Below are 13591 nucleotides of genomic sequence, written 5' to 3'. Positions count from 1 at the left end.
CATCAAGCAGGAAAGCCTGCGCGCCAGCTACGAGAAGTCGCGGGCAGAACTGTACTACTACGCTGGCACCCGCTCGGTGGACGGAGCGAAATAGATAACCAAAAGAACGTCATGCCGAGCGCAGCAAAGCATCTTTACCGCAGCAGTAATCACATTTACTATTGCAGTAAAGATGCTTTGCTGCGCTCGGCATGACGTTCTGCTTACTGCCAGCCGCCCCCTAGCGCCCGGTACAAGTTCACGCTTTGCAGCAGCAGTGCCTGACGGGCTTCGGCGAGGCTCAGTTCCGCTTCGAGCACGCTGCGCTGGGCGGTAATGACTTCCAGATAGGATGCGTAGCCGGCCACGAATAGGTCGTTGGAAGTGGCTACGGCGCTGGTGAGCTGCTCTACCTCGCGGGCACGCAGGTTGGCGACGGACTGAAAGTTCTCGAGCCCTTGCAGGCCCACCACCACTTCGCGGAAGCCGGTTTGCAGCGTCTGCTGGTAGCGGTAGTAGCCCTGGTAGTTGTCGGCCACGGCCTCGCGGAAATCGGCCCGGTACTGGGCGCGGTTGAGGATGGGGCCGGTGAGGCCGGCTACCGCCCCGAATACCACCGAGCTGGGGTTGAGCAGCAGGTCGGCGCGGAAGGCGTTGAGGCCCACGTAGGGCGTGAGAGTGAGGGTGGGTAGGAAGGCGGCGCGGGCGGCGTCTACTTCGGCGCGGCCGGCTTGCAGTTCCAACTCAGCTTGGCGCACATCGGGGCGGCGGAGCAGGGCGGTGGCGGGCAGGCCCGCCGAAAGCCTGGTGGGCAGGCCCGATTGGTTGGGCAGCGCCGGACCGCGCCGGATGGGCTGCGGGTATCGCCCCAGCAGTTGGTTGAGCTGGGTTTCGGTTTCGGTGATGCGTTGACGGGTTTCGTAGGCCAGGCTTTCGGTGCGCAGAGCCTGGGCGGCAAACTGCTGCACGGCCAGCTGCGTGACGCGCCCGGCCTCTTTCTGCACTTTGATGAGCCGCAATCCCTCCTGCTGGAAGCGGGTGTTGCGCTGCAGAATGGCCAGCTGGTTATCCAGGGTCAGCAGCTCGTAGTAGGCGCGGGCTACGTCGGCCACCAAGTTGGTCACCACTAGGTTGCGGCCCTGCTCCGAGGCTAGCACGCGCAGGTAGGCGGCTTTGCGGCGGCTGCGCAGCTTGCCCCACAGGTCTATTTCCCAAGAGCTGCGCAGGCCCACGAACAGGTCGGGCGTGAGGGCGGTAGGCACGCGCTGGTTGTCGGCAATATTCTGCGAGAGATTGGTGTCGAAGTTGCCGATGCCCGTCATGGTGTATTTGCCGTAGCGGTCCAGCCCCGCCGTGCCCACGGCCGAAACCGACGGAAACAGCGCCCCACGTCGGGCCAGGTACTGCGCCTGAAACACTTCCACCCGCTGCACGGCCACCTTCAAATCCAGGTTCTGCTGCAACGCCGTATCGATGAGCCCCGCCAGCACCGGGTCCTGGAAAAACTGCCGCCACGGCGTGCTGCCTACGCTGATGGTATCGGTGGGCGCAGCAGTTTTGGAAAAGGCAGTGGGAGTAGCAGGGCTGGTAGTCGGACCATCAGGCGCAGCCACGCGACAGCCGGTGGCTAACAGGATAACCGAGAGAAAAGCAGGGAGAAAACGCATGATTGGGTTGGTTGTCGTTCTGGAGGCGGGGTTCACGTTGGGGCGTTAATGCGCCACCAGCACCTTATCCTCCTCTTCTACTTTGGCGTCGGCCTCCAGATTCTTCGGTTTCTCGAAGCTGGCAAACAGCACGTACAGGCCCGGAATCAGCACCATGCCGAAGACGGTACCGATGAGCATGCCACCCGCTGCGGCCGTGCCGATGGAGCGGTTTCCCAAAGCCCCCGCGCCGCTGGCCACTACCAGCGGGATGAGGCCGGCGATGAAGGCGAAGGAGGTCATCAGGATGGGGCGCAGGCGGGACACGGCCCCTTGCACGGCAGCTTCCAGCACGGTGGCCCCGGCACGGCGGCGCTGCTCGGCAAACTCGATGACGAGGATAGCATTTTTCCCCAGCAGACCAATAAGCATTACCAGTGCCACCTGGGCGTAAATGTTGTTTTCGAGGCCCAACAGCTTGAGGCTGACGAAGGCGCCGAATATGCCGGTGGGCAAGCTCAGCAGCACTGGCAACGGCAGCAGCAGGCTTTCGTACTGGGCGGCCAGCAGCAGGTACACGAAAATGAGCACGATGCCGAAGACGTAGAGGGCCTGGTCGCCACTCAGAATTTGCTCGCGGGTCATGCCGCTCCATTCGTAGCTAAAGCCTTTGGGGAGCACCTTAGCTGCCACTTTTTCGATGGCCGAAATGGCGTCGCCCGAGCTGTGGCCGGCGGCGGCATCGCCGTTAATCATGGCCGAGGTGTACATGTTGTAGCGCGTGAGCTGGTCGGGGCCGAACACGCGCTCCAGCTTCACGAAGGTGGAGAAAGGCACCATCTCGCCGCGGTTGTTTTTCACGTGCAGGGCCAGCAGGTCGTCGGGGCGGCCGCGGTACTCGGCGCCGGCCTGCACCATCACCTTGTACATCTGGCCGAAACGGATGAAGTTGGAGGCGTAGTAGCTGCCCAGCAGCGTTTGCAGGGTGCTCATGGCGCGGTCCACGGTCACGCCTTTTTTGGCGGCCATGTCCTGGTCGACGTGGATGAGGTACTGCGGGAAGTTGGGGTCGAAGCCGGTGAAGGCGCCGTTGATGGCGGGCTCTTTTTGCAGCGCCGCCAGGAAGGTTTTAGAGGCCTGGGCCGTCTTCTGCAAGTCGCCGCTGCCCGTTTTGTCCAGCAGGCGGAATTCGAAGCCGCTGCTGTTGCCGAAGCCCGGCACCGTGGGCGGCGGCAGAAACTGAATCTCGGCATCGGCAATGCCCTTGGTCTTGTCTTCCAGCTCCTTGATGAACTCGGCCACCGACTGCTCCCGCTCATCCCAGGCCTTGAGGTTAATCATGCCCATGCCGTAGCTGGAACCCGCCACCTCGTTCACCAGGCTGTAGCCGGCTAGGGTCGAAACCGATTCTACCGGCTTGAGCTTCTGGGCGATGCCCTGCACCTGGGCCAGCACGGCCTCGGTGCGCTCCACGGTGGCCCCGGCCGGCGTGGTCACGTTGATGTACACCATGCCCTGGTCCTCGGTCGGGATGAAGCCCGACGGCAGCACCTTGCTGATGCCCCAGGTAGCCCCAAAAAACAGCAGCAGCACCCCGATGGTCACCACGCGGCGGCCGGCAATGCCGCCCAGCAGGCGCTGGTAGCCGCCGGCTAGGCCCTCGTACTTGTTGTTGAAGCCCTTAAAGAACCGGCCTAGCAGGCCCGTGCGTTCGCCCTCGTGCGTCTTGAGCATGAGCGCGCACAGCGCCGGCGTCAGCGTCATGGCATTCACGCCCGAAATGACGATGGCAATGGCCAGCGTGAGCGAAAACTGCCGGTAGAACACGCCCACCGGCCCGTCCATGAACGACACCGGAATAAACACCGCCGACATCACCAGGGTAATGGCAATCAGCGAGCTGCTGATTTCGTGCATGGCCTCGAAGGTGGCGCTGCGGGCGTCCATGTGCTTCTCTTCCATCTTGGCGTGCACGGCCTCCACCACCACAATGGCGTTATCGACTACGATGCCAATGGCCAGCACCAACGCGAAGAGCGTGAGCAAGTTAATGGAGAAGCCCAGCATCTGCATGAAGGCCAGCGTGCCGATGAGTGCCACCGGCACCGCCAGCGCCGGAATCAGCGTGGAGCGCCAGTCTTGCAAAAACAGGTACACAATGATGAAAACCAGCAGGAAAGCCTCTACCAGCGTGCGCAGCACCTCGTGAATACTGGCGTCGAGGAAGCGCGATACGTCATAGGCAATGCTGTATTTCATGCCGGGTGGGAAGCTGGTTTTTTGCAGCTCGGCCATGCGATTTTTCACGTTCTCGATGACCTCACTGGCGTTCGAGCCCGGCCGCTGCTTCAGCATGATGGCCGCCGAGGGCTGCCCGTCGTTCTTCGACGACATGCCGTAGGTGAGCGTGCCGAATTCGACGTCGGCCACCGCCTTCAGGCGCAGCACTGAGCCGTCGGGGTTCGAACGAATGACGATGTTGCGGTACTGCTCGGGCTCGAAAAACTTGCCCGTGTAGCGCAGCACGTACTGCAACTGCTGGGCCTTGCCGCCCGAGCTTTCGCCCGATTTGCCGGGGGCCGCCTCCACGTTCTGGGCCCGGATGGCGTCCACGATTTCGTCGGTGCCCACCTCGTAGGCAGCCATGCGGTCGGGCTTCAGCCAGACACGCATCGAGTATTCCCGCGAGCCCATAATCTCGGCAAAGCCCACGCCGTTGATGCGCTTGAGCTCCTGCAATACGTTGATATCGGCGAAGTTATAGATGAACTGCTCGCCCGCGCCCTTGTCGTCGCTCGTGATGTTGAGGTAGAGCAGCATGGAGTTTACCTCCTTTTCCGTCGTCACCCCCGCCTTAATAACTTCCTCCGGCAGCTCGTCAATCACCGTCGTCACGCGGTTCTGCACGCCCACGGCGGCCAGGTCGGGGTCTGTGCCCACCTCGAAGAACACCGTGATGAGCGTGACGCCGTTGTTCGAACTCACCGAGTTCATGTAGGTCATGCCCGGCACGCCGTTGATGGCGCGCTCCAGCGGCGTGGCTACGGCCTTGGCGCACACCTCGGCGTTGGCCCCGGTGTACTTGGCCGTCACGGTCACCGACGGCGGCACGATGTCGGGAAACTGCGTGATGGGCAGCGTGAACAGCGCCAGCCCGCCCAGCAGCACCAGAAAAACGGAAATCACCAGCGAGAGAATCGGCCGGCGGATGAAGATGTCGAACATAAGCAGTAGCGTGGACTCTGCGAGTCCGCGTTTAGGCGGATTGGGTAGGGTGGCTTGTTTAGACTGAATCCTGATTCATAACGCCTTGCAGAGTGCAGCGAAGCATTTCGCGTAGTTGGCAATCAAGGCAAGGGCAACAAGGCAGGCGAATTGCCTCAGCTGCGCTCTGTAAGACGTTCTATCGGGCGCGGACTCGCAGAGTCCACGCTACATCACTGCGCGGCCACGGCGGCCGTGTCCAGCAGCACGGGTTTGACTTTGATGCGCTGCTGGTCGTGCAGCTCCGGCGCGCCTTCGTACACTACCCGCTCGCCGGGTTTCAGGCCTTCCTTCACCACGTAGAAATCGCCCAGCCGCGTTTGCGGCTTGAAGCTGCGGGTGTGCGTCACGCCGGCCTGGTCCACCACGTACACAAAGTTCTGGTCCTGAATCTCGAACACCGCTTTCTGTGGCAGCAGTAGCGCTGCGGGCAGTTGGTCGGTGAGGCGGACTTTGCCGGAGGCGCCGTGTTTGAGCAGGCGGTCGGGGTTGGGGAAGCGGGCACGCAGGGCAATGGAGCCGGTGTTGGGGTTGAACTCGCTTTCGGCCGTTTCGATGTGGCCCGTGAGCGGGTACACTTCGCCGTTAGCCAGCGTAAGGCGCACCGAATCGGAATGCAACTCGGGGTGCTCGCGGCGGGCCTTGGTATAGTTCATGTAGCTGCCCTCGGCCACGTCGAAGTAGGCAAACACCGAGCTCAAATCCGACACCGTGGTGAGCAGCGTGCCTTCCTCCACCACGCTGCCCATTTTCAGCGGAATGCGGTCAATCACGCCATCGAAGGGGGCGCGCACCAGCGTGTAGCTCAGGCTGAGGCGGGCGGCCGCTTCGCCGGCGCGGGCATCGGCCACGCGGGCATCGGCCTCGCGTATCTTACTGTTAGTGAGCTTTAACTCGGTTTTGGCGATGACGTTTTTATCGACTAGCAGCTTCACCCGGTCGCTCTCGACGCGTACGGCAGCGGCTTGGGCCTGGGCGCTGGCTACGGCCGCCTGGGCCTGGCTCAGCTTGTTGCGGTAGGCGCTGGCGTTGATGCGAAACAGTGGCTGGCCCTTTTTCACGGGCTTGCCCTCGTCCACGTAAATGTGTTCGAGGAAACCCGCCACCTGGGCGCGCACCTCCACGTTGCGCACGGCCTGGATGTCGGCCACGTAGTCGCGGTGCAGGCTCTGGCTGGAGGTTTTGAGCGTAACAACCGGCACCTCGGGCGGGGCTTCCACGGTGTCCTTTTCGGCCTTGGCCGAGCAGCCGCTGAGGCCCGCCGTCAGCCAGCCGGCCGCGGCAGTCAGCAGGAGAGGATGAAAAAAAGAGCAGCGCAAAAAGGAGTTCATGAGGAAAAGAATGAGCAAGCAGAAAGCCACGCGCCCGCTAGTGGGCCGTGGTGGTAGCCGTGGGCACGGCAGTAGAAATGGTGGGGCGGAGGGCCAGCAGGCTGTCCTGCTGCTGATGGGCAGCCTGACAGCGGGCCAGTAGCCGCTGCGTGAGGCGCAGGTCGGCTTCGGTTTCCTGCAGGTCTTCGCAGTCACTCGCTGGCGCGGGTGTTTTGTACAGCAGAAAGCCATTGAGCCCCAGCGACAACGCCAAAGCTCCGGCCAAGAGCAAAACCAGGAAATTAAAGGGCCGGAGCTGGGAGGACATGGTCGTTTGCGGTGGTGGCAACTGCCCGCAAAGCACCCAACCCGACATTAAAACGGTATGAGAACCGTATTAGAATAGATGAAAATGGCACGTGGCCGCTATGTATGCGTATAGTTGCGTCCTGTCGTCCGCACTGTTTGGGCGTCCACTGGTTGCTACCGTTCAACGCGAGCCGTTAAACGACAAGACGCAAAATATTGTGTCTCTACACCCCTGGCTTGGTACCCACTGTTGGGTCCTTCTCCAACGCCGTTGCAATCTGGTTCATCAGTTCCTCCGGCGTGCTTGTGATGGACAGGCGCAGGGCATAAGCCGGCCGCTCCAGCGTCGCCAGCTGCGAATCGAGCATATTCGAATGCATGTAGTGGCCTTTGCGCCCGCTTATGCGCTCCAGCAGCAGCTCCTTGGGGCCATCTAGGAAAACCCAGTGCAGCGGCTCCGTCGATTTACTTTGCAGAGTGTCGCGGTATTTCTCTTTCAGGGCCGAGCAGGCCAATATGGCCCCGCCGGCTTTTTCCCACTCGCCCAGCTTGGTGGCCAGCGTGGCCAGCCAGCTACTCCGGTCCTCGTCGGTGAGGGGCGTGCCGTGGGCCATTTTGTCGATGTTGGCCTGTGAGTGGAAGTCGTCGGCGTCGTAAAACGGCAGGTTGAGTTTTTTGGCGAGCAACTCGCCCACCGTTGTTTTGCCGCAGCCCGAAACCCCCATGACGATGAAACTCATACCTGCCTGATTAATTTGAGAAAAAGGTAATGCGTTGGAAATAAAGCCTAATTAAAAGTTTCCGGCGGTGGCTACTGGTGCCGGCCTTTCTTTACGAAATGCTGAGCTTAACGGGCGTGCGCCGGGCCCTCCACCAGCTACGCGGCCGGCAGCCACACCGTGGCCGTGGTGCCCTGCCCGGGCACCGAGGACAGTTCCAGCCGGCCGCCGTGGCGCTGCACAATGCGCTGCGTGAGCGGCAGCCCCAGGCCGTAGCCGGGCCGGCCCACCGCGCCCGCCGCCCGGTACAGCGGCTCGTAGATGCGACTCAACTCCTCGGGGGTGAGGCCGGGCCCCACGTCGGCAATGCGGACGCGCAACGTGGTTGGCCCTTCGTAAGCCAGCTCCGCCTGCACAGGGCCGGCTGAGTACTTGCCGGCATTGTCAAGCAGGTTCAGCAGGGCCGTGGTGAGCAGTTCGGCGTTGCCGGGCACCATGAAGACATCGGTTTCGGCTTCGGCCGGCAGCTCGCCGAACGCCAGCCGAAATTCCCGCCCCGCGTACTTGGCGCGGGCAAAACTCAGGGCCTGGTTCAGGCATTCATCCAGCCGCACCGGCTCAAATTCCGGTAGGGCGCCGTCAACCTTTGCCAACGACAATAGGCTGCTGGTGAGGGCCGTAAGGTGCCGTGAGGCTTCCAGCGCCTGTGCCAGGCTCTGCCGCGCCTCGGGCAGCGAGGCATCGTAGGCCAGGGCCGTTTCAAGGGTGCCGGTCAGGGTGGTGAGGGGCGTGCGCAGCTCGTGCGAGGCGTGGGCCAGGAAGCTTTTCTGGGCATCGAAAGCCTGCTCCAGCCCGGCCAGCATGGTGTTGAAGACGTGCGCGAGCTGGGCCAGCTCGTCGCGCCCATTGCCTTCCGACAGCCGCCGGCCCAGGCTGGTAGCCGAAATCCGGCTCGCCTGCCGGCTTATGCGCGCTACCGGCCGCAGGGCCGCGCCCGCAAAATACCAGCCCGCCAGAATGGTGAGCCCCAGGGCTCCCACGTTGCCCAGCGCCAGCAGCAGGCGCACCTGCTGCAACCACGCCCAGCCCACCCGGTCCTCGGCCGAAACGAAAATGCGGTACACGCTCCGTTGACCTTCGTGCTCGTGCTCGAAAGCCATGCCCACCGTTTCGCGCTGGCCCACAGCCGGGTAGCTGATGCGCTGCCCGGGCTGCAAACCCGCCAGCCGCGCCCGGTTCACGGCCTGGTCGATGTTGTCGGCGCTGCTGTAGCGCAGGGCGTTATCCGGCCCGTAAATGCTGATTTGCTCGCCGCTGAGCGTGAGCAGGTCGCCCCGCCGCAGGCTGCCCATTGTGCCCACTTCGAGCTTGTGGCTGCGTACTAGCAGCCGGCCAGCCAGTGTGGCGCTGGTTTCGAGCCGATGCGCAAAGCGCTGAAACCGCGTGTTGGCGTTGAAATAATAGATGAACACCGAAAAGCCGAGCTGGATGCCCAGCACCAGCAGCGTAAACCGCAGCATCAGCTTATTGCGAATCAGCATATTATAGGTGCTTGGGCCTTGTGGCTTGGACGCTACTCTTCCCGCATTACATAGCCCATGCCTACCACGGTATGGATGAGCTTGGGCGAGAAACCCCGGTCCAGCTTCTTGCGCAAGTAGCTCACGTACACGTCAATAACATTGGTGGTGGTGTCGAAATCCAGGTCCCAGACCCGCTCGGCAATGTCGACCCGCGACACCACCCGGCCGCGGTTGCGCAGTAAGTGTTCCAGCAGCGAATACTCGCGGGTGGTGAGGTCGATGCGCTGGCCGGCGCGGGTCACGGTTTTGGCGTCGAGGTCGAGTACGAGGTCGGCCATGCGCAGCTCCTGGCGCTGGCCGGCCGCGGCGGCGTAGCGCTGGGTGAGGGCACGGGCTCGCATTAATAATTCCCTGAATTCGAACGGCTTGACGAGGTAATCATCGGCCCCGGCCGCGAAGCCAGCTTCTTTGTCGTCGAGGCTGTCGAGAGCAGTGAGCAGCAGGATGGGGACCAGGCGGCTGTGGGCCCGGATGCGATGACACAGCTCCACCCCGTTGATATAGGGCAGGTTAACATCGAGAATAACCAGGTCGTAGGGCTGCTGCTCGTAGAGCGACCAGCCGGTGCGGCCGTCGTAGGCCACGGTCAGGTCGTAGCCTTCGTGCTCAAAGCCTTTCTTGACGAACGAAGCCAGCGGGGGCTCGTCCTCAACCAGCAGAATTTTCATGAGTTCGGTGCGTTTCCGATGGCAGGAAGGCGGGGGCCTGAAACCAGAACAGGCAGCCCAAAGCTACGCGCCGGGCTGCCTGTGGTGTAGAGACGCATACTTGCGTCTCGTCGTTGAGCGGCATCTGTTTTGTCGACGCAGACGCCGAGACGCAGGTATGCGTCTCTACATCGTGCCGCCGAACCGCTACAGCTGCGGTTGCACCTGCCCGCTCATTTCGCGGCAGTAGGTGATGAAGTCAGAATTGACGGGCTCCAAGCCGCCTTCGCGCATTTTGGTGGCTGCCTGGGCCCGGTGGTAGGTGGCGTGCGTCACGGCGTGGGTGAGGATGTCGCTCACCAGCGAGTCATAGGCGTCGCCTTGCGAGTTGGTGTACTGAATGTGGCGGCCCAGCTCGGCTTCGTCGGTGATTTCACAAAGTTCGCGCAGGCGCTCCGACGACTGCTCGTGCCAGTGGTGGATGCCCGCCAAATCGTGCTCCTGCCACACCTTCACAGGGCTTTGGGTGCCAGTGATGCGGGCAATCCAGATGCATTGCGCATTGATGGCGTGGCTGAACAAACGCAGCACCGGCTGCGGAATTTCCTGACCGGCCGCTGCCGACGAATCGAGGCGGCGCAGCAGGGTTTCGTTGGCCCAAACGTTGAAAGCGCCGAGCTTGGCAATTGTGTTAATCATAGGGATTTAAAAGTTGAGAGTCAGAAGTTAAGAGTTGAAGAATAGGATGCTGAGCCGGCAAGCCGCCGTTTTCAACTCCTAACTTTTAACTCCTAACTCTTAACTCTACCTGGGGTCTTGCCAGACCAGTTTCTCGTTGGTTTTGTTTTTTTCAAAGTCCGGGCACTTACCGTCGCCCTTGCCCGTGATGCCGCCGTCGGGGTTGCAAATCAGCCGGCCTTTGGTGTCGAACACCTGCGAAAACTGGTCGCAGCACGGGGCCGACTGATAGTACACCGTTTTGCCCTCGTATTGGTAGCGCAGAATGCGGGTAATGGGGTTGCGCTTGCGCTCGGCCAGCACAGCCGCGATACGAGCTTTCAGCCATTGCGGGCGCGCCGTGGTGTCCGATTCGGGAATGCGGGCGTACACGGGGTCCACAGTGTTGGCGCTGGTGGGGGCGGCGTCGGTGGCGCTCACCTGGCCGCTGGGCGGGGGCGAGGTGGGCGTGGTCACGCTCACCTGCTGGTGGGCACAGGCCGTGGTGAGAAGCAAAGCGGCAGCCAAAGAGAACAAACGCATAAGGATGGGGGGAGAAGCAAGGCGCGCCCACGAGCGGGGGCTGCTTATGGGTACGCCCGGCGCGGCCAATAGTTGAGGGAGGGCCGCAATCAGGCATTAAAAAAGTAGGGCCCGAACACCAGCGCCCCCACCACCAGCGCGCCCAGCGCCGCAAGCAGCACGGCCCCGGCGGCCACGTCCTTGGCCTTGCCGGCCAGCGGATGCCAGGCCGGCGAAGCTAAATCGGTAAGAGCTTCGATAGCGGTATTCATCAATTCAGCCGACCACACGCAGGCCACCGCAATGGCTACCAGCGCCCATTCCAGGCGCGTGATGTGGCAGTAGAGCCCCAGCCCAATGACCACTACCGTAGCCAGCGCGTGAAAGCGCAAATGCACCTCTGACCGCAGCGCCGACCACACGCCGCGCCCGGCGTGGCCGAAGCTGGCCACACGCCGTCGCCACAGGCCATCGGGCGGGCGCAACCGGTCGGGGGCGGGCGAGGTGGGCTCAGCCACGGGCTTCAAATTCTTTGAAGGTGGAATTGCGCAGGGCCGGCCATTCGGGCCGGATGATGCTGAAAATGACCGTATCACGCCGCACGCTGCCCTGCGTGAGGCGGTGGCTGCGCAGGGTGCCTTCCTCGGTGGCGCCCATGCGGGCCATGGCCGTGCGCGACTTGTGGTTGCGCGAGTCGGTTTCCAGCTCCACCCGCTCGCAGTCGAGCTGCCCAAAAGCGTGACAGAGCAGCAGGTGCTTGCAGGCCCGGTTTAGGCCCGAGCGCTGGAACTTGCGGCCCACCCAGGTGTAGCCGATGCTCAGGCGCTGGTCGGCCTCGGCCACGTTGTAGTAGCTGGTGCTGCCGGCTAGCTCACCGGTTTCGCGGTCGATGATGGCAAACGGGTAGCGCAGGCCCTGCTCGCGGGCTTCCACGGCTTGGCGCAGGTAGGCGGCCAGGCTCACAGCATCGTCTCCCCGCGTGAGGGTGTACTTCCAGATATCGGCATCGAAAGCCACGGCTTTGAGGGCTTCAAAATCGGTGAGCTCGAGCGGGCGCAGCCGGGCGCGGGTGTTTTCGAGGACTACTTGGGCGGAAAAATCCATAGGGCTGCAAAGATGCCGGGAAAAAAGAAAAGCCGCCCTTCCATGAGCGGAAGAGCGGCTTTTCTTTTTTCGTCTGTCATCCTGAGCGGAGCGAAGGACCTTATCATGCCTGAACAAATCGTATCAACGTGATAAGGTCCTTCGCTCCGCTCAGGATGACAGCTTTTTATCAGATGACAAAATGTATTACTTAATCTCGCCCACCATTTCCTCCGGCTTCATCCACTCGTCGAATTCAGCGGCGGTCACGTAGCCGAGCTTGATGGCGGTTTCCTTCAGCGTGGAGCCGTTTTTGTGGGCCGTCTGAGCAATTTCGGCCGCTTTGTAATAGCCAATGTGCGGGTTGAGGGCTGTCACGAGCATCAAGGACGAGTCGACGTGCTTCTGGATGTTTTTCTTGATGGGCTCGATGCCCACGGCGCACTTGTCGGTGAAGCTCACGCACACGTCGCCGATGAGGCGGGCCGAGTGCAGGAAGTTGTAAATCATCACCGGCTTAAACACGTTCAGCTCGAAGTGGCCCATCGAGCCGCCCACGCTGATGGCCACGTCGTTGCCCATCACTTGGGCCGCCACCATCGTCATGGCCTCGCACTGGGTAGGGTTCACCTTGCCGGGCATGATGCTGGAGCCGGGCTCGTTGTCCGGGATGTCGATTTCGCCAATGCCGGCGCGCGGGCCGGAGCTGAGCATGCGAATGTCGTTGGCAATTTTCATCAAACTCACGGCTACCGTTTTGAGGGCGCCGTGGGCTTCCACAATGGCGTCGTGGGCGGCCAGGGCTTCAAACTTGTTTTCGGCCGTCACGAAGGGCAGGCCGGTGAGCTCGGCAATATGCTTGGCCACGTTCACCGAGTAGCCTTTGGGCGTGTTGATGCCCGTGCCCACGGCCGTGCCGCCGAGGGCCAGCTCGCTCAGGTGCGCCAGCGTGTTTTTAATGGCCTTCAGGCCGTGGTCGAGCTGGCTCACGTAGCCCGAAAACTCCTGGCCCAGCGTGAGCGGCGTGGCATCCATGAAGTGGGTGCGGCCGATTTTAACGATGTGCATGAAGTCTTTCGACTTGGCTTTCAGCGCGTCGCGCAGCTTCTCGATGCCGGGGATGGTCGTCTCGACCAGGATTTTGTAGGCCGCGATGTGCATGGCCGTCGGGAACGTGTCGTTCGAGCTCTGGCTCTTGTTCACGTCGTCGTTGGGGGCCAGGGCCTTCTTTTCGTCGGTGAGCTGGCCGCCGTTGAGAACGTGGCCGCGGTAGGCAATCACCTCGTTCACGTTCATGTTGCTCTGCGTGCCTGAGCCGGTTTGCCACACCACCAGCGGGAACGAGTCGGCGAGCTTGCCGGCTAGAATTTCGTCGGCCACCTGGCCAATCAGGGCGGCTTTCTCGGCCGAGAGGATACCGGCGTCGCGGTTGGTGAGGGCGGCGGCTTTCTTGAGGTAGGCGAAGGCGGCGATGATTTCCTTGGGCATCCGATTGATGTCCTGGGCGATGGGGAAATTCTCGATGCTGCGCTGGGTCTGAGCGCCCCAGTACGCGGTAGCAGGCACCTGAACGGTGCCCATGGTGTCCTTTTCGGTGCGGAAAGCCATTAGGTGGTGGGTTGGTGGATAGGTGAAGTAGTGGGCTGGCGGAGTGTCGTGGCAGCCATGACTGAATGCAAAAGTACGCTGCCGCCGTAGCGCGGCTTTTACTTCAACAGAAATAGCCGCCCAAAGGCTTCCTGCGTACAGCAAAAAGGCGCTGGCGAAGCCTGCCGCGCCACTCCACCAGCCCACCAATCCTATAATTCCCCA

Annotated in this window: 12 protein-coding genes; all 12 read right to left on the bottom strand. The window is 62.2% G+C overall.

What is annotated here, in order from left to right; translation table 11 throughout:
- Nucleotides 1-203 precede the first annotated feature (203 nt).
- The 12 genes from I7X13_RS12330 to fumC all read right to left on the bottom strand — a co-directional run bounded on the left by I7X13_RS12330 (nucleotide 204) and on the right by fumC (nucleotide 13387).
- Complete coding sequence (locus I7X13_RS12330; RefSeq protein ID WP_198075710.1) at nucleotides 204-1646, bottom strand: TolC family protein; 1443 nt, start codon at nucleotides 1644-1646, stop codon at nucleotides 204-206.
- A gap of 45 nt (nucleotides 1647-1691) precedes the next feature.
- Complete coding sequence (locus tag I7X13_RS12325; RefSeq protein ID WP_198075709.1) at nucleotides 1692-4850, bottom strand: efflux RND transporter permease subunit; 3159 nt, start codon at nucleotides 4848-4850, stop codon at nucleotides 1692-1694.
- Between the two features lie 212 nt (nucleotides 4851-5062).
- Nucleotides 5063-6220, bottom strand: coding sequence for an efflux RND transporter periplasmic adaptor subunit (locus tag I7X13_RS12320; RefSeq protein WP_198075708.1), 1158 nt, complete (start codon nucleotides 6218-6220; stop codon nucleotides 5063-5065).
- 37 nt (nucleotides 6221-6257) lie between these two features.
- Nucleotides 6258-6527 carry a hypothetical protein gene (locus tag I7X13_RS12315; protein WP_198075707.1) on the bottom strand — a complete coding sequence of 90 codons (270 nt, stop codon included), beginning with the start codon at nucleotides 6525-6527 and terminating at the stop codon, nucleotides 6258-6260.
- A 205-nt stretch (nucleotides 6528-6732) separates the two neighbouring features.
- Nucleotides 6733-7248 (bottom strand): gluconokinase, encoded by a 516-nt coding sequence (locus I7X13_RS12310; RefSeq protein WP_198075706.1) that lies wholly within the window; start codon nucleotides 7246-7248, stop codon nucleotides 6733-6735.
- 137 nt (nucleotides 7249-7385) lie between these two features.
- A complete protein-coding gene (locus I7X13_RS12305) occupies nucleotides 7386-8768 on the bottom strand; it encodes a sensor histidine kinase (protein ID WP_198075705.1) in 1383 nt (460 codons plus the stop codon).
- 32 nt (nucleotides 8769-8800) lie between these two features.
- Complete coding sequence (locus tag I7X13_RS12300) at nucleotides 8801-9478, bottom strand: response regulator transcription factor (protein ID WP_198075704.1); 678 nt, start codon at nucleotides 9476-9478, stop codon at nucleotides 8801-8803.
- A gap of 186 nt (nucleotides 9479-9664) precedes the next feature.
- Nucleotides 9665-10156 (bottom strand): DinB family protein, encoded by a 492-nt coding sequence (locus I7X13_RS12295; protein ID WP_198075703.1) that lies wholly within the window; start codon nucleotides 10154-10156, stop codon nucleotides 9665-9667.
- 105 nt (nucleotides 10157-10261) lie between these two features.
- A complete protein-coding gene (locus I7X13_RS21510; RefSeq protein WP_233454767.1) occupies nucleotides 10262-10717 on the bottom strand; it encodes a DUF6970 domain-containing protein in 456 nt (151 codons plus the stop codon).
- An 89-nt stretch (nucleotides 10718-10806) separates the two neighbouring features.
- Nucleotides 10807-11214, bottom strand: coding sequence for a diacylglycerol kinase family protein (locus I7X13_RS12285; protein WP_317191570.1), 408 nt, complete (start codon nucleotides 11212-11214; stop codon nucleotides 10807-10809).
- Nucleotides 11207-11800, bottom strand: a complete 594-nt coding sequence (locus tag I7X13_RS12280) for a GNAT family N-acetyltransferase (protein ID WP_198075702.1) — start codon at nucleotides 11798-11800, stop codon at nucleotides 11207-11209. Before I7X13_RS12280 ends, I7X13_RS12285 begins: the two co-directional genes overlap by 8 nt.
- A 186-nt stretch (nucleotides 11801-11986) precedes the next feature.
- Nucleotides 11987-13387: a class II fumarate hydratase gene (gene fumC / locus I7X13_RS12275; protein ID WP_198075701.1), complete on the bottom strand. Its 1401-nt coding sequence runs from the start codon at nucleotides 13385-13387 to the stop codon at nucleotides 11987-11989.
- Nucleotides 13388-13591 lie beyond the last annotated feature (204 nt).

This window comes from Hymenobacter negativus (assembly GCF_016056375.1).
Taxonomy (GTDB): domain Bacteria; phylum Bacteroidota; class Bacteroidia; order Cytophagales; family Hymenobacteraceae; genus Hymenobacter; species Hymenobacter negativus_A.
Note: the sequence above shows the minus strand (reverse complement) of the source record. Positions and strands in the feature narration are given on the sequence as shown.

Bases quoted from the DNA above. Each gene is read 5' to 3' on its own strand.
- I7X13_RS12330 (WP_198075710.1), bottom strand. From the start codon at position 1,646: ATGCGTTTTCTCCCTGCTTTTCTCTCGGTTATCCTGTTAGCCACCGGC.
- I7X13_RS12325 (WP_198075709.1), bottom strand. From the start codon at position 4,850: ATGTTCGACATCTTCATCCGCCGGCCGATTCTCTCGCTGGTGATTTCC.
- I7X13_RS12320 (WP_198075708.1), bottom strand. From the start codon at position 6,220: ATGAACTCCTTTTTGCGCTGCTCTTTTTTTCATCCTCTCCTGCTGACT.
- I7X13_RS12315 (WP_198075707.1), bottom strand. From the start codon at position 6,527: ATGTCCTCCCAGCTCCGGCCCTTTAATTTCCTGGTTTTGCTCTTGGCC.
- I7X13_RS12310 (WP_198075706.1), bottom strand. From the start codon at position 7,248: ATGAGTTTCATCGTCATGGGGGTTTCGGGCTGCGGCAAAACAACGGTG.
- I7X13_RS12305 (WP_198075705.1), bottom strand. From the start codon at position 8,768: ATGCTGATTCGCAATAAGCTGATGCTGCGGTTTACGCTGCTGGTGCTG.
- I7X13_RS12300 (WP_198075704.1), bottom strand. From the start codon at position 9,478: ATGAAAATTCTGCTGGTTGAGGACGAGCCCCCGCTGGCTTCGTTCGTC.
- I7X13_RS12295 (WP_198075703.1), bottom strand. From the start codon at position 10,156: ATGATTAACACAATTGCCAAGCTCGGCGCTTTCAACGTTTGGGCCAAC.
- I7X13_RS21510 (WP_233454767.1), bottom strand. From the start codon at position 10,717: ATGCGTTTGTTCTCTTTGGCTGCCGCTTTGCTTCTCACCACGGCCTGT.
- I7X13_RS12280 (WP_198075702.1), bottom strand. From the start codon at position 11,800: ATGGATTTTTCCGCCCAAGTAGTCCTCGAAAACACCCGCGCCCGGCTG.
- fumC (WP_198075701.1), bottom strand. From the start codon at position 13,387: ATGGCTTTCCGCACCGAAAAGGACACCATGGGCACCGTTCAGGTGCCT.